This window comes from Paenibacillus sp. FSL R7-0026, assembly GCF_038004485.1.
GTDB lineage: Bacteria > Bacillota > Bacilli > Paenibacillales > Paenibacillaceae > Paenibacillus > Paenibacillus xylanexedens_A.
The window spans coordinates 5,582,232-5,608,166 of record NZ_JBBORG010000001.1 but is presented as its reverse complement, the minus strand read 5'-3'; the positions used below and the strand labels follow the sequence as shown (position 1 = coordinate 5,608,166).

Sequence of the window (25,935 nt, the reverse complement as noted above, 5' to 3'; positions counted from 1 at the left end):
TGATAGCGAGGGCATACCGAGAGCATACATAGATATGAAAAAAAAGGAATCCGTAGATCTCTCTTACTAGCAAGCAACCGTGCGTAAGCCTTATTGTTCCGTTGTACTTGAGAGAGTAAAATAATAGGTAATATACGAACATCAATACGTATTTATAACATAGATACCTCGGACTAATCCGGGATGAATAGAGGTTCAAGTGTGGTTGATGAACATCATAAGATGCATGGGAAGGCAGGAGATTAGATGAGTACACTTTATGATCAGGCGATGGAAGAGATGATAACGACGCTCCATGAATGGTTTGATGAACAGCAAAAGCGGGATGACCTGGAAAGTGTTGTGAAGCGAACCACGCTGCAAATGGGTATTTTCAATGATATTGTACTGGATTACAGACCTGGACGGACCACGGTAGACAGCCTGGATCTGGGTTTGGATGATGATGTGAAATCAAAGCAGGCAGGAGCCTTTACCGTGGAACAGGTACGTAACGAGATTGGGCCTAAGCTTGTAGAGGTTGTTCAGAGAAGATTGGACAAGCTGGCAGATACTCCGTTGATTGACTACCGCTTCACCTTGCGAGGGAAATTCCCAACAACCGAAGGCAAGCTGCAACTGACTTTATTTGAATGGATAAACGAAGAGAAAAGAGCGATGCTCCTTGAGCGTATTCATACCTATGTAGACAAGAATCTGGAGAACAGTACATATCCAACGAAGCCATTGGAATCCTTCTTTTTGACGAGTCATCTGCTCGATCCAAAGCTGTTCCCGGAGTTGGATGTAGCATGGACGATCGGGCAGTATGACCGGATACAAGAGTTGAACCAGGGGCGTCCGGAGGCAATGGTGGAACATCGTGGTGAGATCACTCGCGCGGTGACGGCATGGGCGGAGAATCAGTTTTTGCCACAGTATTATGATGTTCAGTCTTCGCCTTATCGTACCAATGAGTATTCACTAAAACCAGGAACAACGCTAGAGTCGAACGTTGAGACTCAGGCAGGCCGACATTTGAACGAGACTGGGAAGGCGCAAACATCCGAAACTCAACCAATCGATCTGCTATTATACGCGGCGGTCATGATTCTACGTTTTGAGCCGAGTTATAGTAAACCCAAAGGTGTGACTTTCTTGGAACTCGCTAAGCAACTCGGTAGCAAACGTGCGGCACGTATGATGACAGAAGGCAGCGGAACGTATGCGAAGGACGATATTCATGTGAAAACGGAAGAAGTGGAATGCAAAGCAAATGATGTATTTGCTCTGATGACCATTCACATTCGTAAGGAAGAGGCTGTTGCCTATCAACAGGCACTTACCTTTATCACTCATTTATTGAAACAGGGCTTTCCGAAAGGTTATAAGATCAAGCTCAAGTCCAGCGTAAAGCAGTATTTGCCGATCAAAGGACTCGCGAAATCGGATACCCACCGATTCTTTGCCAATGCACTGGAGTACCCGGAGTTGCATCCACTTCTGGAAGAGTATGCGCGTGAGGCTATCCAAGAGTTTGAGTTTTATGAGGATACCGAGGGAGAGAAAAGCTGTATGCCAGGCAGTTATGCAACCTTTGGACTGGGGCTCGTGGATGAGCGGTATTTCCCGCTGGTTGAATGTTACATGAGTGAAGTGGATGATGAGCATCAGTTAATACAGGATAAGTTCATTGCGGCATTTGTAGAAAAACAGGGTGTAACGGTTCAATCCATACCTGCGTTAGTCGCCAGCTTGCGTCGTTCGACTGATAGTCTGAAGCTTAAGATTCAGACTGAGCTTGAGAATGAGGAAATACTCGAACAGTTGGTTAGGCAGATTCAAGGACTCGAAAGTTATGAGGCAGAACATGTGCTTTATCCAATCTTCGGTAAAGTAGAGAAGCTCACAACGCTCGCTCGCAAAGCGGAGGGAAGACGGAAGGAATTATTGCTGGAACTGTTGCAGGCCGCAGGGAAATAAAAATGTAAACAAGACAAGTAAGATTGTGCTGTGCCAGCCAGTGAAGCATTTTAGAGAAGTGAAAGTGTATAAGGAAAGGTGGGGAGAGTTATGGAAACATTGAGACGAAACATGTGGCAGGGGTTGAATGCTCAGGACAAAGAGGCTTGGATGCGTAAGCTTGTTCGTCAGTTACCAGACGGTATGGTATATGAGGGTCTCGAGACATTTGAACGATTCGGGTTGCGGATGGAGACAGGTGTATTTACGGAGGATGGGCTGAGATTTGTGTTTGTGCCTGGGGATCAAGTAACACTCGGCTGGGATCGTTGGCAGCATGGTATGAACGAAGAGACCTCAACCGACTTGCATGAAACGGTCAGTGAGTATGGTGTCGAGGATGTGGATTCGTTTCTGGCGAGTCAAATGTCACCCGTGAGAGAAGTTACTATTGCGCCGATGCTTGTTGAATGCGAACTGATCTCGCTAGGCTGGATTGAAGTGTCCGAGGAGGAAGCATTTGCACAGGAAGATCCTGATTTCCCGTCAGCACTGGAGCAGTTTAAGCAGTCGGATATACGTGAATATGAATTGCATCAACAATTCCGTCTGATTCGTCAAAGTGAAGATGAAGTGCGAATCCTGTGGTTCAACGAAGGAATAGAACTGGAGGACGTCGTGAGGGAGGAAGCAGCGGCGGGCTTTGGTTTGCTGACCGAAGACGAATGGGAGTATATCTATGGCGGCGGTTGTCGCACGTTATTTCCCTGGGGTGACAGCTTCGACTATACAATGAGATTGAAGCACTTTGGAAGTCTGGAAGGCATGGATGAGATTGTGGATGGATCGGCAGAGACGGCCTCTTCACGGGTTGAAGAAAAGGATGATCGTCCTTATGATCTGGAAATGCCAAATTTCTTCGGGGTGCAATTTGCTGGTGATCCCTACAAGTATGAGCTTACACTGGATTCGGCTGGGGATGTGATGCCCAAAGGCGGAGACGGCGGTAGCCTGATATGTGGTGGTACAGGGCCTCTGGTTGGTTTCTTGCCTGCTGCTGCGGTATATTATCGAGACGTTAATGCCAGTGAGCTCGATTGGGAGGATCTGATGGATACGATGGTCTATCGCAGGGTTGTTCGTTTGGCTGAACTGGCATTGTAATCATGACGAAACGAATCTATCAAGGAAGAGCTATTATGGCGAACAATAAACGTTCAAAACCGTATGAAGATTCACCTTATGTTATCTATGCCGTAGATGGTATTCGGTTGAGTGCTGGCATACTTGTCCTGTTTTTTCTTAACGTATTTCTGCTTATTCCCGTGTTCAGTGTCCCGTTCCAATCGCTGTATGCGTATATTCTCGTGCCACCACTAGCCTTTATGAATATATGGGCGATTGCCCTGATTGCTGCCCCACGCAGACTCCAACTGAATTATGCATTGTTCCGAGGTGTATTTGGCATCGTTTGTTCTGTGGGATTTATGGTGATTATACAGAAGTTTGCCTACGGGACACTTGGTCTGTCGACACCTTGGTACGCCATTGGATCATTTGTGGTATATGGTTTTGCCTTGTTCCAGTACGTGAAGTTTCATTTGCGTAAGCTGCAGCATCCCCCTCAGCGTAAAAAAGGGGATAAAAGCACGGGTGTGCCTGTTGCCACAATAACTATGATTACGGGCGGAGCATATCTTCTGGCCAATATTTCACTGGCCTTTGTTACACAGCAGACTGTGGCTGTTGTGCTAATGTGTGTATACATTATGCTGGCTTTTGTGGTGTTTCATTTTATCATGGACTTGCATCGGTATTACTGGCTTCGCCAGGTCATGAATAAGGCAGAAAGTTAATTGCAGGATAAGGACGTATTGTCTGTCTGTACCCAGAAGGTTAGATCTAACCGAATCATATGTATGTCTTTAATAATAAGATATTATAGAAGTTATTTTTAAAGGGTAAGGACAGAACACACATCAAATCAGCCCCAGCTCATAGAGTGGGACCGAAATGATGTGTGTCTATTTTTTTTGTTTATTTCACTTTTTGTACGGATACCGCCATTTGCTCCAGTTGAGTGTGAGTCAATTGGTTATTTGGCGAGCTGAGTGTTACATAACGATCATCCAGCTTGAACGTGAGCATATCCGTTTGGTCTGGTGTGTACCATTTGGCTGATACGCCACTAGGCAGTTTTACCGTTTTGCCATCATAGCTGAAAGAGTAGTCTTTAGGGGATACCGTGACATTCATACGATTGAAAACAAAGTTTACACCATCACCGCCTGCACCTACGCTTTTGAACGTATCTCCAGCAACCATATGTTGTGGAGCATAGGCTGTGGTGAAACCGTCAAACTTCGCAAATGCCTTACGAATGTTATCCAATTGTTGTTTGCTATAATTCACATCTGCAAATGCAGTGATCCCTTGATCATTGTTGCTGTTGGCTTTTTGAACAGAGACAGCGACTTGTTGCAACTGAGCTTGGCTCAGCTTATGATCCGGTGAGCTTAGGGTAACGTAGCGATCATCCAGTTGGAACGTGAGCATGCCCGTTTGATCTGGTGTATACCATTTGGCGACAACACCATTGGACAGTTTCACGTCTTTGCTTGTATAACCGTCCGAATAATCTCTTGGAGATACATCCACTTTCATATGGCTAAAAATAAAGCTTACGCCGTCGCCACCCGCACCTACACTTTTGAACGTATCACCTGCGATCATCTGCTGAGGGGCATAAGCTGTCTCGAACCCATCGAATTGTGCAAAAGCCTTTTGAATGGCCTCTTTTTGTGCTGCGCTATACGTTACATTTGTCAGAGCTGATGGATTGCTCGTAGCTTGGCCGATAATAACCTGCCCTTTTTTGCCGTCATAGGATACGGGTACATGCAACGCATCGGCCAGCGCACGTACAGGCAGATAAGTGGAGTTGTTATAGGTAATTGGAGCAAGTTTGTTGCCATTGCCATCCGTTGGTGAGTAAGCCGCCCCATCAACATTAAAGCTGATTCCATGGTTAAGGTATGCAGAGATTTTCTCCAGCTGTGTCCCGGCGAATACGCCCGTTGCTCCTGTTAAAGTCATGCCCAGTACCATCATCGTTGCTACGGATTTCTTCATGTTTTTTTTCATCATATATCTCTCCTTCAAGTTGGGGTTTAGTTTTGTTTAATGGGCTCGCTGTCCCTTATGGCTTTATATTAACCCCCGAACATATCCAGAATAATTCTGAATTATCTCCAACTTGTAAACATGTGTATATACGGAGAATGTAGGTTGAAAACTGAAGATGCTTGGCATGTTTGAGCGTATTCTTTGCCGAATCGAAACATTTTAGTTAAAAAGATAGAGGATTAGTCCGCCAAAACCAAGTACAATCGCACCAACATATACATAGGAAAGTTTGCTTAGGTTTTGCTTTGTGCGGCGGTCATATTCGGGGTTGCTAGTCTGATTGGCTTTGGAATTACCGATGATCATGGTAGCAATACCTCCAAACAAGGCGATACCTACAATTAAAACATAAGGCAACCAGGTCATGAATGGACCTCCTTCGCGAATAATATGATATGTCTTTATTGTACTTCAGGATAACCTTTGATGTAAGCTTTAGTTGAGAAATAAAGGAAAATGAAGTATCTATATTACAGTATGTATGTGGTCTTGGATCGGAAAGATCACTACAATATTATATTTTTTTAATTCAAAAAAACCTTGATATAACAGGCGTTCGCAGCTTTCTTCACTGAAGGCTGCGAATTTTTTTGCCCACAGAGTGATCCAGAATAGAGAACCCTGCGTTACACCCTATGAAGACAACGACGAGGAAAGAAATTATACACAAAACATAATCGAGGAGTGAACACGTAATGAAAATGAAAATGAAGAAGTTTATCGCACCTGTACTTAGCTTGACACTGTTGATGCCGGGGATCGCTGGAGCAGCTGCCGCACCACAGACACCAATGACCATGATGAAAGCATCCGTGAACACACCTGCGGCTGACTTGAGAGCAAACCTGGACCACCTGTTGTCCGAGCACTTTGCACTCGCAGTAACGGCAATGGCGAAAGCCTATGATGGAGCAAAAGACGCAGACGCAGCTTACAAAGCACTCGACCAGAATGCACTGGATATGCAACCAGCAATCGCTTCCCTATACGGTGAGGCAGGTGCCAAAGAGTTCGAACGCATCTTCCGCGCTCATAACAAATACACAGATGATCTGGTGAAAGCAACCAAAATGGGCAACCAGGCTGGAATCAAACAAGCACAGGCAAACATCAACGGTTTTGTGGATGAGTTCTCCACATTCCTGAGCACAGCTACCGAAGGCAAGTTGCCAAAAGCAGCAGCCAAACAGGCGCTGCAAGTACATGAAGATCTCGTGCAAAAAGTATTCGATGAGTATGTAGCTGGAGATTACGCTGATGCATACAAGGCTTACCGTGAAGGTTTCAAAGAAATGTTCGACGTAAGTAAGGCACTCTCCACAGCAATTACGACACAAATGCCTGAGAAATTCGAAAATACCAAAGCGGATACAAAAGCAGCTGATCTGAGATCTGCACTCAACCACTTGGCTTCCGAACACTTTGCACTTTCGGCTCTGCAAATGCAAGAGGAATTTGATGGACGTACAGCCGCTTCCAACGCACTGATTACAGCTGAAGCTGGAAACACAGCTGACTTCAAAGCAGCGATTGCTTCCGTTTACGGTAACGATGGTGCCAATGCTTTCGAGAAAATTTGGGTAACGAATCACGTTAACGCGCAAAGCGACTATGTAAAAGCTGTTAAAAACAACGATGCTTCGGCTCGTGCAGCAGTAGAGAAACGTATTAATGGATTTACAACAGAATTCGCTACATTCCTGGATTCAGCAACAGCTGGCAATCTGCCAAAAGCAGCAGGACAACAAGCACTGACAACGCATGAAAATCAAGTACAAAACGTATTGGATCAATATGCAGCAGGTAACTATGGTGCTTCGTACACAACGAACCGTGAAGGCTTCAAAGTGATGTTTGGTGTAGGTCAAGCCTTGGGTAATGCCATCGTGACTCAATTCAACGACAAATTCCAAGAGCCAGCAACACCTGCACCAGCGCCAGAAATGACAACGGTGTGGATGCAACTGAACAGCAAAATGCTGAAAATTAACAACAAAACAACCAACATGGATACCACACCAGTGCTTTGGAAAAACACAACATACATTCCATTGCGTTTCCTAAGTGAAGGTATCGGTGCAACGGTGAAATGGGACAAAAAAGCACAACAAGTAACGGTAATGGCTGGCGATGATACCCTTGAATTCTGGGTGAACAACAACGTTATGGAAGTAAACGGTGTGAAGAAAAACGTGGGTGCAACTGTATTTGTAAACAAAGATGGACGTACGCAAGTGCCTCTGCGCTTCATTGCTGAACTTCTGAACTGGGACGTAAAATGGGCACAAAAAGATGGTTCCATTACGCTGACTAAATCGATGTAATCCAACGTTTTATATATGAATCAAACAAAAGAGCTGCCCCCATACGGCAGCTTTTTTGTATTCACCCAAAAGTTCCAAATATTTGGTATAATCATCGAGTAATGACCTACATAACAGCTTGAATAGCCGATGGAGTCTAGAATGATGTATGATAATTTGGTATAAGCAAAATGAAGAGGGGGACAGAGGAATGAGTACATCATCAAAATCGGAGAGTCCAGCGAGAAATGTGGATACCCGGTTATTTGTTGCTTGGGCCGTTTCCGTTATTGCAACAGGGGGGAGTCTCTATTTCAGTGAGATCAAGGGCTTTCTTCCATGTGATCTGTGCTGGTACCAGCGTATATTCATGTATCCACTAACGATTTTGCTGGGCATTGCCTACTTTAAAGATGACGTGGGCATCACCAAATACGTACTCCCACTTTGTTTCGTCGGTGGCGGCATTTCGTTATATCATGTAACAATCCAGCGTATTTTTTCGGCTACAGGTAATGCCGTGGCGTGCGGTAAGGTTCCATGTTATACCGACTATTTGAACTGGTTTGGTTTCATCACGATTCCATTACTGGCACTGATCGCCTTTATTATCATCATCGTGATGCTGTGGGGTATCGGCAAAACACCAAAATCTTCTTAATAAGAAAGGATAGATGGTGATGAGCGGACAAGCTCGTTGGTTCATGCCCTTCATTATTCTGCTCCTCCTGACGGTGGGATGCTCTTATGAAGAACAGTCACAATCGGGCGAGATGCCAGAGATGATTAAAGTGAAACTTGACGTTCCAGAGAAGGCTTCTCTTCATAAACCAACACGGTTGCAGGTGAAGCTTACACAGGGAGATGCACCGTTGAGTCAGGCTGATCATGTGCAATTCCAGATCTGGAATGAGCTTGATGATCCGCCTTCTGTATCTCCGGAACAAGGTATGATGACAGCGGACGAACTGGAGAATCAGGGGGCTATTACTGCCACTGAGTCAGAGGAAGGGCTGTATGAAATCCAGCATACCTTTGAAGAACCAGGTACGTATGTGGTACAGGTCCATGTTACGCACGGAGCTATGCATAGCATGCCGAGAGCGAGAATTGTAGCGGAATGAAGCAATGGGGTGGGTACCAAGGGTTTGGTTCAGGGTTAGCAATGGGTTTATAATGTTAAAGGTATGAAGAATGTTGTAGGAAAAGAGGGTGTTATGGCAACTATTCATGATGTTGCACTCAGGGCAGGAGTTTCTGTAACTACCGTCTCGCGTGTATTAAACAACCGGGGATATATCAGTCAGAAGACTCGGGACAAAGTGTATCAAACCATGGACGAACTGAACTATCGACCCAATGAAATTGCCCGTTCTCTTCTGCGTAAGCAATCCAATGTTATAGGCTTGATTATTCCTGATGTATCCCATCCGTTTTTTGGAGAACTGGCTAGCTATGTTGAGTATCATGCTTACCAGAATGGATTTAAAATTATGTTATGCAATTCCCACATGGACCCTTCCAAAGAGCGTGAATATGTGGAAATGCTTAAGGGTAATCGCGTGGATGGAATTATTATGGGAAGTCATACACTGGAAGTTGATGAGTATATGAATCTGCATTCCCCAATCGTGACCTTTGATCGTAAGATCGGTGAAGACATCCCGTTTATCTCATCTGATAACTATCAGGGAGGGGTTATGGCTGCTGAATTGTTGCTCTCGAAGAACAGACGGCATTTGGCACATATCTGCGGTAATTTGGAATTGCAAATGCTGTCCAATCGCCGGACGACAGGTTTCGTTGATACCTTGCAGGCTCATGGAGTCAAACCGGTCATGATTCATGAAACCGATCTGAATGTGTTTGATCAGCATCAGTATACGGAATTAGTGGATAAGCTGCTTGCACAACACCCCGAGGTGGACGGGCTCTTTGTAACGAGTGATCTGATGGCGGTGCATGCGCTGAAGCAGATCGTGTTAGGTGGGCGCAAGGTACCCGACGATATCGCTATTATAGGTTATGATGACAGTCGTGCGGCAGCGTATACGGTGCCTGGCATAACAACGATCAGGCAGCCGGTGGAGGCTATGGCTAAGCTGGCAATTGATCTGATTCGGCGCCAACTTGCGGAAGAGAAGATCGAAATGGAGCATATTTTGCCGGTTACCATCGTAGAGAGAGAGACGACCTGATACAGGTCGTTTTTTTCTATTCGTCCTTTTGCAACGGAAAAATCAAGGCACGTTATTTTTTTTAAAATAGTATGTCAAACGATTGACATGTTAAACCTTTGACATTATAATTCGTCTTGTAAGCGTTTCCTTTTATACTATTGATCAGGGGGCATGACAAGATGAAAAGAGAACGGAAATGGATGAAATTATCGGTATTGTCATTGATTATAATGCTTGTATTGTCAGCATGTGGAGGTAAAGAAGCGACGGAGTCCAACTCCTCCTCAGAGGGTAGCAGCAGTGAGAGTGTCAAAATCACCATGCTCAATTCCAAATCGGAAATTAACAGTCAGCTGGAGCAAGCGGCTAAAGACTTCCATGCCGAAAATCCAAATATCACACTCGAAATTGTACCTGTAGGCAGTGGACAGTCTCCGTTTGAAAAAGCGTCTGCTTTGTATGCCTCCGGCAGCCCTACAACGATGATGATGCTGGATACAGGGGATGTAGAGAAATTCAAGGATCGTGTTCTGGATCTCACATCCGAGTCTTGGATGAAGGATGCTGTGGAGAACAGCACAGCGGCTACAACGTTTGATGGCAAAAACTATGCCTTCCCGTTCTCTATTGAAGGATATGGATTCATCTATAACCAGAATGTTTTGGATCAGGCAGTAGGTGGGACATTCGATCCGAAGTCTGTACAGACCACTGCACAGCTCGATGAGCTGTTCCAAAAGATCGCTGCTACTGGAAAATCACCTTTGATTGTATCTCCGATGGATTGGTCGCTTGGTGCGCACTATCTGGGGCTTGCATATGGTGGCCAGTCGGCGGACCGTGCGAAGGTGGACCAATTCATTACGGACCTGAAGGCAGGTCAAGTGGACCTTGCGTCCAATGCCGTGTTTAATGGCTTGTTAGATACATTTGACCTGATGAAAACCTACAATATCGACAAGGCTTCTCCACTGTCCGGAACCTATGAGCGTGGACCTGAGGTGCTTGGCAAGGGTGAGGTTGGCATCTGGTTCCAGGGCAACTGGGCATGGCCGCAAATTTCAAGCTTTGATACAGCAGATGGAAAATATGGCTTCCTCCCGGTACCTGTGAGCAATAATCCGGATGATTTCGGTAATACTCAAATCTCTGCTGCTGTATCCAAACGAATATTGCTGGATAAGGAGAAGAGCACACCAGCGCAGCAGGAAGCAGCGAAGAAATTTTTGGAATGGATCGTTTATAACGAAAAAGGTCAGGATTTCCTGGTGAATCAAGCCAGTATTATTCCGGCATTCAGCAACATTACATTGGAGCCAACCGATCCACTTGGCAAATCCATTAGTGAATACATCAAGGCAGGCAAAATCGAAGAATCAATGAGTACACTTCCTGCGGATCACTGGTCCAAACTAGGTGCATCCATGCAGAAATATTTGGCTGACGTCATTGACCGTGCCGGACTTGCCAGCGAAATTCAGGCATACTGGAGCAACGTGAAATAAAGGAATTTAATCTTAGCCCTGTGCAGCACATAGAGAGAGAGACTTGCGGTAGCCGGAGATGATGAATGTACAGCTTCCACATGAGGTCCGTTCAACTTGTTTCCGGCATAACCGCCAGGCTAATCATTTGGATAGAGTGGAGGATGACAATGCTGACCGAAAAAGGATTATGGACACGTCTGCGCACTCGCCTGATCTTTACTGGCCCGACATTATTTGCGTTTGCTACGGTGATGATTATTCCATTTTTGTATGGTATTTATTTGACGTTTACGAACTGGGATGGTATTGCAGTCGATCAAAACTTTGTTGGCTGGGATAATTACATCGGTGTGTTCAAGGACACGGTGTTCTGGAAATCATTCGGGATGACGCTGGAGTACGTATTTATTACCGTTGTGCTGACCAATGCGGTTGCTTTCCTGCTCGCTTACGCTGTAACTCGGGGAATGAAGGCACAGGGCTGGTTTCGGGCCGGATTTTTCCTGCCGAATCTGGTGGGCGGAATCGTGCTTGGTTTCATCTGGCAGTTTATTTTTAATCAGGTACTCGTTTTTGCAGGACAAAAAATGAACCTTACTCTGTTTTCCACCTCCTGGCTGGCTGACCCTGATAAAGCGTTCTGGGCACTCATTGTGGTGACCGTTTGGCAGTATGCCGGCTATATGATGGTTATCTACATTGCAGGACTGATGAATGTGCCGAAGGATGTTATGGAAGCAGCCAGCATTGATGGGGCAAGTAATCGCAAAATGTTGGCGCGCATTGTATTGCCACTGATGGTTCCTTCGTTTATTGTATGCATCTTTTTGTCACTGCAACGGGGATTCATGGTGTATGATCTGAACGTCTCCCTGACCAGTGGCGGGCCCTTCAAGAGCACAGAGATGGTATCCATGCATGTTTATGAGCAGGCCTTTCTTGCTCGTGACTACGGATTGGGTCAGGCAGAAGCCTTTGTTCTGTTTATCCTTGTAGCCGCCATTACATTGCTCCAGGTCTATTTCAGCAAAAAACTGGAGGTCGAGGCATGATGGCTGGACAATCGCGCATTCTCAACTGGATGAAGTTTATTGCATTAATCATTGTGATGATTTTGTTTGTCTTTCCTTTTGTGCTTCTAATCGTCAATTCGTTCAAGGCTAACCAGGTAATTACCTCCGATCCGCTGGGCTTGCCAAGCTCCTTTCAATTCGATAATTACGTCAATGCGTTTGACAAAATGGGATATGTATCCGCCTTCAGCAATTCGTTGCTCATTACCATTGCAGGTGTATTACTGATTGCTCTTTTTGCGGCGATGACAGCACATTACTTTGTTCGTCACAAAAGCAAGCTGAATCAGTATCTCTTTTTCCTGATGGTAGCTGCGATGATTATTCCGTTCCAGGCCATTATGATTCCATTGGTTAAAATATACGGCTCGCTTAGCCTGCTGGATAACAAGTGGTCGCTGATCTACATGTATATTGGCTTTGGCAGTCCGCTCGCCGTATTTATCTACCATGGCTTTATCAAAAGTATTCCTCTGGAGCTTGAAGAAGCGGCTCTCATGGATGGCTGCGGCAGAGTGCAAACCTTTTTTCGCATCGTACTGCCGGTGTTACTGCCAACAACCGTAACGATTAGCGTATTGAATGTATTGTGGATATGGAATGATTTTTTGCTGCCTTCCTTGGTGCTGACTTCATCCGAGCAGCGTACGCTGCCGCTGTCCACGTTTTATTTTTATGGGACATATACAGTGGATTACGGTCCATTGATGGCTGGTCTGGTGTTGACCCTGCTGCCTGTCCTGATCGTTTATCTGTTTGCGCAGAAGTACATTATTCAGGGGGTCATGCAAGGGGCAATCAAATAAGTTCAGTTGGGTGATATAGAGAGAGACAGGAGTGAAGGACATATGAACCAGGAACGATACGAGAAGCAGGATATAGACACAAGGCAAGAGACAGATCTTGGACTGACGAGTTCTTCGACTCAAACAAAGGAGAGTTATACACTCGCCCGGGCCAACGCATATATCAAGGCGCATCGACATCAGGTTGATCCAACCTATCGAATGGCCTATCATTTGATGCCAGAGGTGGGCTGGATGAATGATCCCAACGGCTTCATATACTTCGGTGGGATGTATCATATGTTCTATCAGCATTATCCCTACGAACCGGTATGGGGGCCGATGCACTGGGGCCATGCGGTGAGCCGTGATTTGGTTACGTGGTCTTATCTGCCTGTTGCCCTGGCACCCGATCAGAGCTACGACAGTGGAGGCTGTTTCTCTGGAAGTGCAATCGTGCAGGATGGCAAATTGGTGCTGATGTACACGGGACATGTCGTGACTGGACCTGACAAGGATAACGATTACTTGCAGACACAGAATATCGCTGTCTCGGACAATGGGATTGATTTTGTCAAAAGCGCGATGAATCCGGTCATTCGGCTGGATCAAATCCCGGAGCATACCAGCCCGAAGGACTTCCGTGATCCGAAAGTATTTGAACGAAACGGTGTGTACTATTGCGTACTTGGATCAAATGATGCTGCGGGCAAAGGCGTCATTCTGTTATACCGCTCAACGGACTTGCTGGATTGGAGTTATGTTAACATTATGGCCCAGAGTGACGGGACGCTTGGCGATAATTGGGAATGTCCAGATCTGTTCACACTGGATGGCCGAGATGTGCTGATCATGTCTCCGCAGCGCATGCCTGCTCAGGGAGATAACTATCGCAACTTGCATTCGACCGTTTATATGATGGGAACGCTGGATGAAGACCAGGGTGTGCTGAAGTACGAGCAGTACGTTCCGCTGGACTGTGGCTTCGATTTTTACGCACCTCAGACGATGGAGGATGCACAGGGACGACGAATCATGGTGGCCTGGATGGATACGTGGGAAACGGAAATCCCGACACAACAGTCCCATGCGTGGGCTGGAGCGATGACTTTGCCGAGACAATTGATTCGTAGGGGAGAACGATTGATATTCCAGCCGCTTCCCGAACTTATACAGTACAGGTCGGAAGGCAACGAGCAGTATGGTATACATTTAAGTGGTGACGGACATGATCTTGATCTTGGAATCAGTGGAGACCGTTACGAACTGTATGCTGTATTCGAAACGGAACAGGCACAACACTTCGGGTTGAAGCTGCGCACAGGTGAGAATGAAGAAACCGTGATTTCCTATGATGTAGAGCAGCGTCGTTTATGCTTGAATCGCGAGCAGGCCGGACAAGGGCCGGGCGGCGAACGAGCTGCAACAGTGGAACTGCTTGACGGGAAACTGGAACTTCATGTTTTTATGGATGTCAGCTCCGTTGAGGTGTTCATTCAGCAGGGAGAGCAGGTCATGACAGGGCGGATATATCCGGGGCCGAACTCAACAGGTATTAAAGCTTTCTCGTCTGGAACGTGTACGTTGACCGAACTTCGCAAATGGGATTTCCGAATTCCCCGATAAAATTCTATCTAAAATTCAGCCTTGACCTTGAAGTATACTTCAAGGTTTATTCTTTTTTTATCAAGAAACATTGGAGGCTGAATAATGAGAATTTTAGAATGGATTTTGGTATTGGTAACCGTAGCTGCTACGGTACTCATGCTGGTGTTTCCGAAGCGCCGAGCAATGACAGTGGGGACACTCACAGCTCTGATTCTGGCAGTGCTTCTGCATGGCTTGATCAATTCATTTCGCATGCAGATGATACCAACCTATATCGTTACACTTGTATTATTCATTACGTTAATCATTCAACTCATGAAATCATACCGCGGTGATCGTTATGTTCAGAGCGTGCGGAGACCCAACCGTCTTTCAAGAATAAAGCTGATGCTGGCATCGATTCTGGTTCTGGCTTTCAGTGCAGGTTCAATCATACTGACCTGGCTCTTACCTGCTTTTACGATGCCTGAACCTACCGGCGCCTATGCCATTGGCACGTTCTCACAACATCTGGTGGATGAATCTCGTGAAGAGACCAAAACACCCGAGGCCGGAGATAAGCGGGAGCTTATGATTAATGTGTGGTACCCGGTGGATCGGAAGTCCGCCCAAGGGCTGCCGCTGGAGCATTACCCTAGTGAATTGGGAGAAGCGATCAGTCTGGTGTTTGGCATTCCGTCTCAGGTGTTCAGTTATCTGGATACCATTCCAACACATGTGGTGCAAGGAGCTGAGATGTCCGCCGTCCAAAGCAAGTATCCGGTTTTGCTATTCTCGCCGGGTATCCGCTCAGCCCGTTTTCAGAGCATGACGATGATTGAGGAGCTGGTTAGCCACGGCTACATTGTCGTGGGGATAGATCACCCTTATACGTCAGCACAAGTGACATTCCCCGATGGACGTGCAGTCTCCTATCAGGCTGACCCTGAATTTGCAACGTCAGCGGAATTATATCAATATAATGTAGAAGGCATAGGCATACGTGCAGCTGATGCAAGATTTGTTCTCGATACGCTGACCCAGTGGAATTCACATGACCCGAATCAACTGCTCCAAGGCAAGCTTGATCTCGATCACGTCGGCATCATGGGACATTCGTATGGTGGGGCAACAACAGCGGAAGCACTGGCGCGGGATGAACGTTTCCAAGCGGGACTTAGCCTGGAAGGCGGATTCTGGGGAACCGTATCCACGACAGCCCTGAAACAGCCGTTTATGTATATCATGTCGGGTGGAACCGCCAAAAGTCTGGAACCGGATGCCACCGAAACGGAAAAAGTAGCCTATCCAGAGTTTAAGCCTGATCTGGATCGAGTGATGACAAGTAGTCTTAATGATACCTATTATCTGACGGTGGATAATTTCTTCCATCAAAGCTTTACGGATATATCGTTGATTTCACCGAAACTATTCGCCAGAGGCATGACGCCAGAACATAATGTGGATATAACCAGATCCTATGCGTTGGCATTCTTTGGCCATTATCTGAAAGGGGAAGAGCAGCCATTGCTACAAGGAGCTTCAGCACAATTTCCCGAGGTCACCTATGATGCCACGTATACCAAGATACGCAACAAACAAACGCAATAAGTCCGCAGAAAGGTGGAGGAGTAGGCATGGAAACCATGACAAGAGGAATGTTGGCCAAGTGTACCGGCGTGAGTATGGCAACCCTCCGTTATTACGAAGATAGTGGAATTCTGCCTGCTCCCCGTCGTTCCTCCAACGGATATCGGGTGTATACCGAGGATTATCTGGTCAAAATTAAGTTCATTAAGGATGCCCAGTTGCTGGGTTACTCCTTAAAGGAGATACAAGAGACCCTGCAACTGCTCAGCCAGGAAGACATGGAAAAGGATACGTTAAAAACCCTTGTACGCGAACGCATCGCTGACATTCAGACACATATTGACCATCTGGAACAGATGCAGATTCATCTGGCACGACTGTTGCATACACCGGAGGACGATATCGACAATTATATTCAATCGTTCAGGGTGCAGAAGAAAGAGCCGTAATCGCGGCTCTTTTCCTGTTTAGCAGAAAACAGGAGTTGACTAACGAGCAGGGAATCGGAGATTTAGAAAGAATACATAGTGTAGTTTGCCAATACATATTTGCCAATACATAATGGTGGTTAACGTGATTTCAATAATGAAATTCACACCAACAAAAGGAGTAACATTTTCTATGAGGGATTTACAAGGTTTTGTATCCGATTACATCAAAGGAAAGAAACATCTGCATCTTGAGATTGGCGTTATTACAAAGGGAGATATCGAATATCATTCATTGGGCAATCCCAAAAAGAAGAGCGTGGCTGCTCCTGAACATAGGTTGTTCGAAATCGGCTCTGTAACTAAACTTTTTACATCTATCCTTCTATTAGAATTGGAGCGTCAACAGCAGCTTTCCACGGATGACATGGTTGGCAAGTACATACACAACGGTAAAAACGATTATTTGAATAAGGTTACCTTAAAAAGTCTTGCGACGCATACCTCTGGATTACCTAGACTTGCCACAAATCTGAACCCCACGAAAAACCGATTGAATCCGTATTCAGATTATACCGAGGATGATTTACTTGCTTTTTTATCCGATGCTGACTTTACGGATCAGATGGGTTCATTTGAGTATTCCAATACCGGCGTGGGCTTACTGGGTTATATCCTATGTAAAGTATCAGGCAGTACATATGACGATCTGCTGAAAAAATATATCACAGGTCCATTAAACATGACGGAGACAGCAGCTATGTTGAATCCAGAACAGAATGGCAGATTTGTGGATGGACATACGTCAACGGGGAAAAAAGTCCCTCACTGGGATCTTAGTGTACATGCAGGGGCTGGGGCGATCAAGTCATCTGTTCACGATATGAGTTTATTTGTTCAGGCCAACCTTAATGATGATCATCCGATAGCCTCTGCAATACAAAAAAGTCATGTTCCTATGATGATTGGAGATTCAACCCATCATTACGCCTGGTTTAGTGATAACATCTCGGATCAGAATATACTCTGGCATAACGGTGGCACATTTGGTTTCTCCAGTTATTTGGCTATAAATAAGGAACAGAGTATAGGCGTCGTATTATTGTCCAATTATTGTTTTGGATCAGCCTCTATTGTGGATGAGTATCTGGATGCGATATTCAAGTTTATAACTAAAAAAGACCTTTATCCACTTATGCCGCTGGACCCTGTGGGTAATAAAATACTGGAAGCCATGATGCAGAGATAAAAAAACCTCCAATAGAGATCACCTGAGGATGTACTTCGGCGCTCTCTGTTGGAGGTTTTTTTCGTTCTATCTTAATGGTCTTGATCATGACATACCCGCTTCGCGCAGAAAATGGTGCACAATCTTCGTCTGATACTTGATACGGGTTGAGCGTTTCAGACTCCAACAGGTCTCCACTGTGACGGAACGGGCTTGTAATAGTCTTGAAGCTGCTGTACGGGCAGATCCCGGCAATTCATGCTGCTTGAGGTTAAAATGACGATCACGAATGGCAATCGACCGATTCATCCGTTCGATAACTCTTTTGCAAGCTGGAATCGTCCGACTGCCGGGATTAGTGATCAACGTCTGTCCAAGCACTCGTGAACTCAGTTGAGACAGGCCGTTGGCTTCATGCAGATCAAGCCACCAGTCGGCCCGATGTTCACGCGCCAGCTGAAAAACTGCCGCAGCGAGCGGATGCTTGGCCTTGCCTGACATACGGCGTGGAAACGTACGATTCAGATCTGGCTTGCCTCTGATTTTCTTTGCGTAGGCTTGCTGGTTCACGCGTGGCACGATAATTAACAGCCCTCGCTGAATGGCGTGACGACCTGTCGCAATATCATCTGCGAGTTTTTGCGCAGCGGCCATACTCGCCGTTTCATTCCCGTGAACCCCGGATGTAATGAACATTACGGGTCCCGGCATCATGCCACGTACAATGAAGTAGGGAGTAGCGTGTACGGTGGATGCTAGAAGGACATGTTTGGTCACAAGCATGACACTTCACCTCCGTTATTACAGTACGCCATGTCCCTCTTTCATGTAACGGCGTAAGAACAGGTCTTCATCCTATTTCCTCACAAAATGGGCCGACTAATACACCCGATGAATGATATCTTCGAAATCGGGTTCTTTCATCTCTACATCTTCAATCTCACCCCAGTGCTCCAACTGTTTCAGAATGTCCATTGTGCTCCATTCCTTCCGGTTCACTTCGACGGTGACAATCTGCCCTTCCACTCCTGTAATATGTATCGCGGACGACACAACATCCGGGATGTGAAACGCTCCTCGGAACGTTACCCGAATCAGCGTAGGTAGTCCGATGGTTTCGCGAAGTGACGAGATCGTGCCGTCATATGTCAGTTGACCATGGTTAATCACCATGACCCGGCTGCATAACTGCTCAATGTCGTCCATGTCATGTGTAGTCAGCAAAATAGTTTTGCCAAACGTTTCATTTAATGTACGTAGAAATTGACGAATGTTCCGCTTTGCGTTCACATCCAGTCCAATCGTTGGTTCATCGAGAAAAAGCAGTTCGGGATCATGCAGCATGGAAGCTGCGAGATCCGCACGCATGCGTTGCCCAAGCGAGAGCTTGCGAACAGGTGTGGCCCAGAACGATTCAAGGTCCAGCAGCTCGGCGAACTGGGACAGCCGTCTTTTTTTGTCCTCGGCACGGACGCCGTACATCTCGGCCAGAATATCATATGAATCTTTCACAGGCAGATCCCACCAGAGCTGACTGCGCTGTCCAAACACAACGCCTAGTCGACCAACGGTCCTGCGCCTGTCCTGATGCGGGTTCATACCGCCAAGCCGTACCTCACCCGAGGTTGGGTGCAGGATACCTGTCAGCATTTTGATCGTGGTAGACTTTCCAGCCCCGTTCGGACCGATGTAACCCACAAATTCCCCTGGGCCGATATCAAAACTGATATCGCGTACCGCTTCCTTGGACACATATTCACGTGAAAATAACGTACGTAGACCGGAGAAACGCCCTTCGCGAATAACAGGAGTTTTGAATTCCTTTTGCAGATGCCGTGCTGTGATCATGTTCATGATTCGTTTCGCCTCCTTAGCTACCTGTACTTTGATATTTGGTCATGCCGAATTGCCAGAAACGCAGACTTGCAGCCAAGCTCAGTACGGCAACCGCCGCAACAGCAACTAGAACCCACGCTCCTCCTTCACCCCGCAGCAGGTAGAGTGATGGAATATAGTTGACGAATCCCACTGGAATCACCGTTAGCAGAATGCCGGACATCCATTTGGGATATAACGTTAGCGGATATTGGGCAGCCGTTCGTGCGGCATCTTCTGTGATCGTCTGTAATTCCTCGATGCGTGTGGTCCAGAATCCGAGTGTGGCGGTAGCAAGTCCGATGGAAAAGAGAATGACTGCGCCCGTCAGAATAATGAGCAGGGAGAAGGGAATGGCAGTCCAGCCAATCTGTCCGCTGTGCATCATGCCTGCCAATGACCAGCAGAGAATGAACCCGCCTTGCAGGACTTCTCCAGCCATGATGCGGAAGTTTTGCGGCAGTAGTGCCAGCAATACGGGCATGGGACGTGTTAACAGTTGATCAAGCTCACCATTAACCAGATATTTTTCCAGATGGTGAACCTCATTGCCGAACGTTCGATACAGTGTTTTGGATAACGTCATGATGGCGAAGAGATAACCGATCTCATGGAGGGACCAGCCTTTAATTGCACCGAATTTGTGCAGCACGAGAGCAACCATCAGAAACTCGGATATCTGGATTAAAGCGGCCAGTACGGACGCCATGATGAAATTGAACTTGTATTGCATCCGGCTGCGGATGCTTGTTCGAATGAGCATTTTATATAAATTGAACCAGGAAGTTCGCTTCATCCGCCTTGCACCTCCACTTTACGACGTAACACTTGGGTAATCGCAAGACAGATCAACGTCATGAAGACACACCAAAGCAAGGTTCCCCATAACAAGGAGCCATCTTCGAAACCAAGATAGATTCGGGTAGGTACATAGAGCAGGAAAGGGTAGGGTGATATCCAGGCAAGTTGTTCAAGCCAGTTCGGTAGCCATTCCAGCGGAATGAAAAAACCAGCCAGCAGATTCATCATCGCGTGATTGCCCCAGTGAAGCCAGGAGGACTCCGTGGTCCACATCGATGTGGCACCAATGATGTAGTTCATACAGATGGATAAGTATGCGGCGCCGGCAAGACCAAGTGCGGCATAGAATAGTGTTGAAACGTCTGAGGGCCAATGCAGGGAAAAGACAATGGAGAAAAGCAGGTAGATCGGAATACTTTTGTACACGAACTGGTAGGCAATCTGCCCCCATTCGCGTGCCATCAGGTGGGTGAACAGATGAACAGGCCTCATCAGATCCAGTGCGATCTGCCCTGTCCTGACGGATAAGGGAATACCCAATCCGTTCGTGAGAAAACCCGAGATCCAGAGAGAGGACTGCGTGAACGCAATGTAACTAATCATCCCCTGTGTCCCGTATTCTCCGAGATTATGGTCGGCCCCGATGCCGATCCAGAGGCAGGCATACATGTAACCAAACATGGCGCTTGCCAAGTTATGTACCATGTGTGCCCCGCGGTATTGCAGATTCCGGGAGTAGGCTTTGGAAGCCAGAGTGAAATAAAGCATGTGACACCTCCGATAAGTGGATTGAACGGCGTTTCCGTTCACTTCAGTCAAGGCGAAAAAGAGAGAAGGACAACAGCATACCAATTTATTCCTTCACAGGCAAGACATTTTTTTAGCTAATAATGGTATTAACAGGGGTGTTCATGATTGCGCCACAAGACAACGGTCTGTCCGTTCATTTATAATTGAGAGGTAGTATCGCAAACGTTTACAATGTGAAATATTCAAATTTTAAATAAACCGCCGGGCTTGTGCTTGACGATTGAGGATACAGAACGAACAATCCGGCAAGAGAGAAGGATGTCATGAAGAAAATTGCATGGGTCACCGATAGTACCAGTACACTGGATCCCGTTTTTGCGGAGCAAAATCATATCTACATCGTACCGCTGCGCATCTTATTTGGAGAGGAATGTTACCGGGAAACCGATGACATTACATCTGAAATGTTCTATGAGAAACTTGCGGAGGCTTCACGTGCGAGCAGTTCGCAGCCACCCATTGGCGAATTCATTGAACTGTATGAGTCGCTCAAAGACAAGTACGATGAGATTATTACGATTCATTGCTCTACAGAGCTTAGCGGAACGCTGCATACGTCCATGCAGGCTGCAGAGATTGCAGGAGTGACGGTGACCGCAATTGATTCAAAAGCAGGTGCCTATCCTCACCGTGAGATGATTATGCAGGGACTGGAATGGCAGAAGCAGGGATGTTCAGCTGCCGAGATCAAAGTAAACATTGAACAGATGATTGATAACATGTCCTTTTACCTCATACCGGCCAGTCTTCAGCATCTTCATCGCAGTGGACGGGTGTCGGGCACACAGCTGATCATCAGTCAACTGCTCAAGATCCATCTGCTGCTCCGATTTGAAGAGGGTAAAGTGGTTGTGAATGAGAAGATTCGCACGTTCAAGCGGACGAAAGATCGCATGCTGGATATGCTCAAGCTGGATATGGAGAAAGTAAAGCATGTGTGCATTATGCATGCGAACAATCAGGAAGAAGCCGTTACAATCAAAAAACAGATTGCAGCTCTGCTGCCTAGATTAAAGACCGAAATCATGCCGTTTATCCCTGTGGTGAGTATTCATGCAGGTGCAGGAACCATTGGACTGTGCTGGATCCACAGTGAAAACGGATATAGAGAATAGAAGCACCAGCATTGATCTACAGACACTCATAGACCTGGCAGGAAACACACTTATACCAAAGTGGTGCTCCTGTCAGGTTTTTTCGTATGTCATTGCCAATTCAAACAAACTGTGAGGTAATAAAGAAAACTGTTCATGTTGGAGGGAAACATGTGTTAAGTCACCGCTTGTTGCTTGTTGAAGATGATCGTTCAATTAGTGAGATGGTCGGGCCATACTTGGAAAAAGAGGGCTACGACGTCACTTATGCATATGACGGCTTAGAGGCAGAACGTCAGTTCAGCCAGTCACAACCCGGGTATGATCTGGTTATTCTGGATCTGATGCTGCCCCGCAAAAGTGGGATGGATGTGCTGCAAACCATTCGGGCAGTCAGTCTGGTACCTGTGCTCATTCTGTCTGCGAAGGATGGGGAGGTGGACAAAGCGTTAGGTCTGGGCTTCGGCGCAGATGATTACTTGAGCAAACCTTTCTCGTTAATCGAACTGACTGCCCGCATCAAAGCTGCGATTCGCCGCGCCAATTATACTACTCAGCCTGTGGCTGAAGTGGCTAAAGATCAACGTATTCACATTGGAGGACTCGTAGTTGACATGGAGACGTACGAGGTGGAACGTGAAGGTACACCCGTCAAGCTGACATCCAAGGAATTTGGAATTCTGAAGCTGTTGGTTACCCATCCTGGCAAAGTGTTCACCAAGGCTCAGATTTACGCTTCTGTCTGGAACGATCATTATTATGGGGACGAAAATATCATTAACGTACATATGCGTCGTCTGCGTGAGAAACTGGAGGCAGATCCTTCGGCTCCCCAGTATATCAAGACACTCTGGGGCATCGGATATAAGCTGGAGGCGGAGCAGGGATGACACTGATTTTTGCCAGTACAACAGCCATTCTGGTCATTGCCGTCATTGGATTGTGGATGAAATTGCGGAAAAGAAACCAACACTTGACCTATATTGATCAGAAAATATCCGATATTTTGGATCAAGGCACCTTTGAGCGCTTGCTTGTATTCAATAGTGATGACCAAGTCAGTCAGCTTCTGAAAGACATGAACCAGCTGCTGGATCATGCGCACCGCGCTAAGGCCGGTTATGCGAACCAGGAGAAGGAGATGCGTAATATGCTCTCCAACATTTCGCATGATCTCAAAACGCCGCTCACCGTTGTGCTTGGCTATAGTGAGACCTTACTGCACAGCCCATCATTGACCGATCAGGAACGGAAGATTATGACGGAGAAAATACAAGATAAGGCGCAGGAAGTGCTGCGTTTGATCCATTCCTTTTTTGATCTGGCGAAGCTGGAATCCGGAGATACGAAACTGGTACTTAGTCGGGTGAATTTAAGTGAATTATGCCGGTTGAAGATGCTTTCCTTTTATGAAATGTTGACGAATCTGGGGTTGCACGTGGAGCTGGAGATACCTGATGGTGATCTCTTCGTGCAAGCGAATGAAGAAGCATTGGACCGTGTGCTGGATAATCTCATTACCAATGGAATGAAATACGGGGCAGAGGGTAAGGTACTGGGACTTTCACTTGATCATTCGATAGGTGGACCTGTGACGTTACAGATCTGGGATCAGGGAAAAGGGATTCCTGAGAGCGAGCATAGTCGTGTGTTTGAACGCATGTATACACTGGAGGATTCCCGCAATCGACTCTATCAAGGCAGCGGCCTGGGTCTGACCATTACGAAACGGCTAGTTGAGCGGATGGGTGGAAGTATTCACTTGCATAGTGTGCCACATCAACGAACTGTATTTTCGGTTACCTTAAAGGCTTGGTAGACCCTGCGTTGGCGTGTCTAGTCAGACTTAAGGTTTTTGTAAGATTTGATTAATAAAAAAGAAGACTTTTCTCTTTACAATATAGATATAGGAACCCGGACAGGGGACGTAAAGGAGAACAAGGACGATGAATTATATCGCACGAACAATAGATGTGACCAAAGTATATGAAGGGGTGGAGGTTGTATCCAACGTCAATATGAATATTAAGCAAGGTGAGATCTATGGATTCCTCGGTCCGAATGGTGCAGGTAAAACAACCATCATGAAGATGCTCACCAATCTCGTCAAACCAACAACGGGGGAGATTGAGCTATTTGGGGAGAAGCTTACGCCGACCTCTTATGAAGTGCTGAAGCGAATGGGCAGCATTATTGAATATCCTTTTTTCTACGATAGACTGTCTGCTCGCGAGAATCTGGAGCTTCACTGTGAATACATGGGGTTTCACAACAAAAAGATCATCAACAATACGATGGAAACGGTAGGGCTGAAGGATACAGGCAAGAAACCGGTCAAGGACTTCTCCTTGGGCATGAAGCAGAGGCTGGGACTGGCTCGTGCACTTATAACCACACCAGAACTGCTCATTCTGGATGAACCGATCAACGGATTGGACCCTGTAGGGATCCGGGAGATGCGTGATTTGTTCAAGCGCCTTAGCAATGAGTATCGCATTACCCTGCTGGTCTCCAGTCACATTCTTGGCGAGATAGAGCAGATTGCGGATACAGTTGGTGTCATTCGCGGCGGTCGCTTGGTGGAGGAAGTATCGATGGAGAGCATTCGTGGAAGTCAAAATGAGTACATCGAGTTACAGGCGGTGGATATCCGCAAAGCGACCTATGTCATTGAACACCAGCTGGGTTTGAGTAATTATAAACTGGTCAATGACCAAACGTTACGCATCTATGATCCGGGAATCATTCCATCGGAACTGAACACCAAGCTGATCCAACATGGCATTGAGATCGAATCGATATCCAAACGGGCTCACTCCCTGGAAGAACACTTCATGAAGCTTGTGAAAGGGGATGAAGACGTTGCTTAAACTAATCAGACTTGAGATGCGGAAGCACCGTTTTGCACGTAATTTTGCAGGAGCAGGTATTGCCAATATAGCCGTTCTTCTTTTCCTGATCATGATTGGATTCGTGGATGTGGGAGCAGAAGATTATGCCTATGCCGATTACCAGACCGCCTTTATGATTATCGATACGTTTGTGAGAGCGACCTTTATCATATTTGCAGGAGCTTTATTATCCAAGCTGGTGATCAGTGAGTATAGAAATAAAACGATGAATGTCATGTTCACGTATCCCATCCAGCGTCATAAAATCATTGCTGCCAAATTGATTATCGTGTTTGGTTTTACATTTGTGATGATTATGGTTACCGATCTGTTGATGGGTTCACTGCTGTTGATTGTTAATCAATTCTACTCCTTCATTCCCGGATCATTGACGAATCAGGATATATGGGGACTTCTGGTGAAGTACAGTATGAGTTCTTTATCGGCTGCGTGTATGGCACTCATTCCCCTATTCTTCGGTATGCGTAAGCATTCTGTCACAACTACAATGGTCTCGTCCATTTTGCTGGTTTTGATTGTCTGCTCCGGATTCAACGGGTCGGAAGTTTCCATTCATTCGCTTATTATTATCCCTCTGACCCTTGGAGCAATAGGGATATGGATTGCTTCGATGTCCATGGTTCGTCTGGAGACAAAAGATGTGAACTGAATCATT

General features: G+C 46.3%; 25 protein-coding genes. 19 read left to right on the top strand and 6 right to left on the bottom strand.

What is annotated here, in order from left to right; translation table 11 throughout:
* The first annotated feature begins 246 nt into the window (after positions 1-246).
* The 3 genes from MKY44_RS24635 to MKY44_RS24625 all read left to right on the top strand — a co-directional run bounded on the left by MKY44_RS24635 (position 247) and on the right by MKY44_RS24625 (position 3,797).
* Positions 247-1,962 carry a DUF6138 family protein gene (locus tag MKY44_RS24635; RefSeq protein WP_341008977.1) on the top strand — a complete coding sequence of 572 codons (1,716 nt, stop codon included), beginning with the start codon at positions 247-249 and terminating at the stop codon, positions 1,960-1,962.
* 90 nt (positions 1,963-2,052) lie between these two features.
* Positions 2,053-3,105, top strand: coding sequence for a hypothetical protein (locus MKY44_RS24630; protein ID WP_341008976.1), 1,053 nt, complete (start codon positions 2,053-2,055; stop codon positions 3,103-3,105).
* Positions 3,106-3,140: 35 nt separating this feature from the next.
* Entirely contained in the window at positions 3,141-3,797 is a 657-nt protein-coding gene (locus MKY44_RS24625; RefSeq protein ID WP_341008975.1) for a hypothetical protein, read from the top strand.
* A 181-nt stretch (positions 3,798-3,978) separates the two neighbouring features.
* Here the strand turns inward: MKY44_RS24625 and MKY44_RS24620 are convergent, their stop codons facing one another.
* Both MKY44_RS24620 and MKY44_RS24615 read right to left on the bottom strand, forming a co-directional pair.
* Positions 3,979-5,088, bottom strand: a complete 1,110-nt coding sequence (locus MKY44_RS24620) for a stalk domain-containing protein (RefSeq protein ID WP_341008973.1) — start codon at positions 5,086-5,088, stop codon at positions 3,979-3,981.
* 198 nt (positions 5,089-5,286) lie between these two features.
* The gene (locus MKY44_RS24615) at positions 5,287-5,493 is read right to left on the bottom strand and encodes a hypothetical protein (protein WP_017692174.1); all 207 of its coding nucleotides are present in this window, start codon (positions 5,491-5,493) and stop codon (positions 5,287-5,289) included.
* A 335-nt stretch (positions 5,494-5,828) separates the two neighbouring features.
* Here MKY44_RS24615 and MKY44_RS24610 point away from each other — a divergent pair, with 335 nt between their 5' ends.
* The 11 genes from MKY44_RS24610 (at position 5,829) to MKY44_RS24560 (ending at position 17,809) form a co-directional block, all read left to right on the top strand.
* Positions 5,829-7,451 (top strand): copper amine oxidase N-terminal domain-containing protein, encoded by a 1,623-nt coding sequence (locus tag MKY44_RS24610; protein WP_445670698.1) that lies wholly within the window; start codon positions 5,829-5,831, stop codon positions 7,449-7,451.
* Between the two features lie 190 nt (positions 7,452-7,641).
* Complete coding sequence (locus tag MKY44_RS24605; RefSeq protein ID WP_341008971.1) at positions 7,642-8,091, top strand: disulfide oxidoreductase; 450 nt, start codon at positions 7,642-7,644, stop codon at positions 8,089-8,091.
* Positions 8,092-8,110: 19 nt separating this feature from the next.
* Entirely contained in the window at positions 8,111-8,554 is a 444-nt protein-coding gene (locus MKY44_RS24600; RefSeq protein ID WP_338588589.1) for a FixH family protein, read from the top strand.
* Between the two features lie 93 nt (positions 8,555-8,647).
* Complete coding sequence (locus tag MKY44_RS24595; RefSeq protein WP_100529867.1) at positions 8,648-9,628, top strand: LacI family DNA-binding transcriptional regulator; 981 nt, start codon at positions 8,648-8,650, stop codon at positions 9,626-9,628.
* A gap of 161 nt (positions 9,629-9,789) precedes the next feature.
* The gene (locus MKY44_RS24590; protein ID WP_341008970.1) at positions 9,790-11,115 is read left to right on the top strand and encodes an ABC transporter substrate-binding protein; all 1,326 of its coding nucleotides are present in this window, start codon (positions 9,790-9,792) and stop codon (positions 11,113-11,115) included.
* A gap of 149 nt (positions 11,116-11,264) precedes the next feature.
* Complete coding sequence (locus MKY44_RS24585) at positions 11,265-12,149, top strand: carbohydrate ABC transporter permease (protein WP_338588587.1); 885 nt, start codon at positions 11,265-11,267, stop codon at positions 12,147-12,149.
* Complete coding sequence (locus MKY44_RS24580; RefSeq protein ID WP_341009943.1) at positions 12,149-12,976, top strand: carbohydrate ABC transporter permease; 828 nt, start codon at positions 12,149-12,151, stop codon at positions 12,974-12,976. The genes MKY44_RS24585 and MKY44_RS24580 overlap by 1 nt, the downstream gene beginning before the upstream one ends.
* Positions 12,977-13,018: 42 nt before the next feature.
* Entirely contained in the window at positions 13,019-14,581 is a 1,563-nt protein-coding gene (locus MKY44_RS24575; protein WP_341008969.1) for a glycoside hydrolase family 32 protein, read from the top strand.
* Positions 14,582-14,665: 84 nt separating this feature from the next.
* Positions 14,666-16,153, top strand: a complete 1,488-nt coding sequence (locus tag MKY44_RS24570; RefSeq protein WP_341008967.1) for an alpha/beta hydrolase family protein — start codon at positions 14,666-14,668, stop codon at positions 16,151-16,153.
* A 26-nt stretch (positions 16,154-16,179) separates the two neighbouring features.
* The gene (locus MKY44_RS24565; protein WP_341008966.1) at positions 16,180-16,581 is read left to right on the top strand and encodes a MerR family transcriptional regulator; all 402 of its coding nucleotides are present in this window, start codon (positions 16,180-16,182) and stop codon (positions 16,579-16,581) included.
* Between the two features lie 172 nt (positions 16,582-16,753).
* Entirely contained in the window at positions 16,754-17,809 is a 1,056-nt protein-coding gene (locus tag MKY44_RS24560) for a serine hydrolase domain-containing protein (protein ID WP_341008964.1), read from the top strand.
* Positions 17,810-17,893: 84 nt separating this feature from the next.
* On the opposite strand, the gene MKY44_RS24555 is transcribed toward MKY44_RS24560, so the two are convergent.
* The 4 genes from MKY44_RS24555 to MKY44_RS24540 form a co-directional block, all read right to left on the bottom strand.
* Entirely contained in the window at positions 17,894-18,571 is a 678-nt protein-coding gene (locus MKY44_RS24555) for a succinylglutamate desuccinylase/aspartoacylase family protein (RefSeq protein ID WP_341008963.1), read from the bottom strand.
* Between the two features lie 96 nt (positions 18,572-18,667).
* Positions 18,668-19,636: an ABC transporter ATP-binding protein gene (locus MKY44_RS24550; protein WP_341009942.1), complete on the bottom strand. Its 969-nt coding sequence runs from the start codon at positions 19,634-19,636 to the stop codon at positions 18,668-18,670.
* 22 nt (positions 19,637-19,658) lie between these two features.
* Positions 19,659-20,459: an ABC transporter permease gene (locus MKY44_RS24545; RefSeq protein ID WP_341008961.1), complete on the bottom strand. Its 801-nt coding sequence runs from the start codon at positions 20,457-20,459 to the stop codon at positions 19,659-19,661.
* A complete protein-coding gene (locus MKY44_RS24540) occupies positions 20,456-21,232 on the bottom strand; it encodes an ABC transporter permease (protein WP_074096504.1) in 777 nt (258 codons plus the stop codon). The genes MKY44_RS24545 and MKY44_RS24540 overlap by 4 nt, the downstream gene beginning before the upstream one ends.
* A gap of 305 nt (positions 21,233-21,537) precedes the next feature.
* Between MKY44_RS24540 and MKY44_RS24535 the strand changes: the two genes are divergently transcribed.
* The 5 genes from MKY44_RS24535 to MKY44_RS24515 all read left to right on the top strand — a co-directional run bounded on the left by MKY44_RS24535 (position 21,538) and on the right by MKY44_RS24515 (position 25,929).
* Positions 21,538-22,389, top strand: a complete 852-nt coding sequence (locus tag MKY44_RS24535; RefSeq protein ID WP_341008960.1) for a DegV family protein — start codon at positions 21,538-21,540, stop codon at positions 22,387-22,389.
* 203 nt (positions 22,390-22,592) lie between these two features.
* Positions 22,593-23,258, top strand: a complete 666-nt coding sequence (locus tag MKY44_RS24530) for a response regulator transcription factor (RefSeq protein WP_370511448.1) — start codon at positions 22,593-22,595, stop codon at positions 23,256-23,258.
* Positions 23,255-24,187 carry a sensor histidine kinase gene (locus MKY44_RS24525; RefSeq protein WP_341008958.1) on the top strand — a complete coding sequence of 311 codons (933 nt, stop codon included), beginning with the start codon at positions 23,255-23,257 and terminating at the stop codon, positions 24,185-24,187. The genes MKY44_RS24530 and MKY44_RS24525 overlap by 4 nt, the downstream gene beginning before the upstream one ends.
* Before the next feature lie 127 nt (positions 24,188-24,314).
* Positions 24,315-25,238, top strand: coding sequence for an ABC transporter ATP-binding protein (locus MKY44_RS24520; RefSeq protein ID WP_091038484.1), 924 nt, complete (start codon positions 24,315-24,317; stop codon positions 25,236-25,238).
* On the top strand, positions 25,231-25,929 hold the full coding sequence (locus tag MKY44_RS24515; RefSeq protein WP_341008957.1) for an ABC transporter permease: 699 nt from the start codon (positions 25,231-25,233) through the stop codon (positions 25,927-25,929). Before MKY44_RS24520 ends, MKY44_RS24515 begins: the two co-directional genes overlap by 8 nt.
* Positions 25,930-25,935: the final 6 nt, after the last annotated feature.

Bases quoted from the DNA above. Each gene is read 5' to 3' on its own strand.
- MKY44_RS24635 (WP_341008977.1), top strand. From the start codon at position 247: ATGAGTACACTTTATGATCAGGCGATGGAAGAGATGATAACGACGCTC.
- MKY44_RS24630 (WP_341008976.1), top strand. From the start codon at position 2,053: ATGGAAACATTGAGACGAAACATGTGGCAGGGGTTGAATGCTCAGGAC.
- MKY44_RS24625 (WP_341008975.1), top strand. From the start codon at position 3,141: ATGGCGAACAATAAACGTTCAAAACCGTATGAAGATTCACCTTATGTT.
- MKY44_RS24620 (WP_341008973.1), bottom strand. From the start codon at position 5,088: ATGATGAAAAAAAACATGAAGAAATCCGTAGCAACGATGATGGTACTG.
- MKY44_RS24615 (WP_017692174.1), bottom strand. From the start codon at position 5,493: ATGACCTGGTTGCCTTATGTTTTAATTGTAGGTATCGCCTTGTTTGGA.
- MKY44_RS24610 (WP_445670698.1), top strand. From the start codon at position 5,829: ATGAAAATGAAGAAGTTTATCGCACCTGTACTTAGCTTGACACTGTTG.
- MKY44_RS24605 (WP_341008971.1), top strand. From the start codon at position 7,642: ATGAGTACATCATCAAAATCGGAGAGTCCAGCGAGAAATGTGGATACC.
- MKY44_RS24600 (WP_338588589.1), top strand. From the start codon at position 8,111: ATGAGCGGACAAGCTCGTTGGTTCATGCCCTTCATTATTCTGCTCCTC.
- MKY44_RS24595 (WP_100529867.1), top strand. From the start codon at position 8,648: ATGGCAACTATTCATGATGTTGCACTCAGGGCAGGAGTTTCTGTAACT.
- MKY44_RS24590 (WP_341008970.1), top strand. From the start codon at position 9,790: ATGAAAAGAGAACGGAAATGGATGAAATTATCGGTATTGTCATTGATT.
- MKY44_RS24585 (WP_338588587.1), top strand. From the start codon at position 11,265: ATGCTGACCGAAAAAGGATTATGGACACGTCTGCGCACTCGCCTGATC.
- MKY44_RS24580 (WP_341009943.1), top strand. From the start codon at position 12,149: ATGGCTGGACAATCGCGCATTCTCAACTGGATGAAGTTTATTGCATTA.
- MKY44_RS24575 (WP_341008969.1), top strand. From the start codon at position 13,019: ATGAACCAGGAACGATACGAGAAGCAGGATATAGACACAAGGCAAGAG.
- MKY44_RS24570 (WP_341008967.1), top strand. From the start codon at position 14,666: ATGAGAATTTTAGAATGGATTTTGGTATTGGTAACCGTAGCTGCTACG.
- MKY44_RS24565 (WP_341008966.1), top strand. From the start codon at position 16,180: ATGGAAACCATGACAAGAGGAATGTTGGCCAAGTGTACCGGCGTGAGT.
- MKY44_RS24560 (WP_341008964.1), top strand. From the start codon at position 16,754: ATGAGGGATTTACAAGGTTTTGTATCCGATTACATCAAAGGAAAGAAA.
- MKY44_RS24555 (WP_341008963.1), bottom strand. From the start codon at position 18,571: ATGCTTGTGACCAAACATGTCCTTCTAGCATCCACCGTACACGCTACT.
- MKY44_RS24550 (WP_341009942.1), bottom strand. From the start codon at position 19,636: ATGATCACAGCACGGCATCTGCAAAAGGAATTCAAAACTCCTGTTATT.
- MKY44_RS24545 (WP_341008961.1), bottom strand. From the start codon at position 20,459: ATGAAGCGAACTTCCTGGTTCAATTTATATAAAATGCTCATTCGAACA.
- MKY44_RS24540 (WP_074096504.1), bottom strand. From the start codon at position 21,232: ATGCTTTATTTCACTCTGGCTTCCAAAGCCTACTCCCGGAATCTGCAA.
- MKY44_RS24535 (WP_341008960.1), top strand. From the start codon at position 21,538: ATGAAGAAAATTGCATGGGTCACCGATAGTACCAGTACACTGGATCCC.
- MKY44_RS24530 (WP_370511448.1), top strand. From the start codon at position 22,593: ATGGTCGGGCCATACTTGGAAAAAGAGGGCTACGACGTCACTTATGCA.
- MKY44_RS24525 (WP_341008958.1), top strand. From the start codon at position 23,255: ATGACACTGATTTTTGCCAGTACAACAGCCATTCTGGTCATTGCCGTC.
- MKY44_RS24520 (WP_091038484.1), top strand. From the start codon at position 24,315: ATGAATTATATCGCACGAACAATAGATGTGACCAAAGTATATGAAGGG.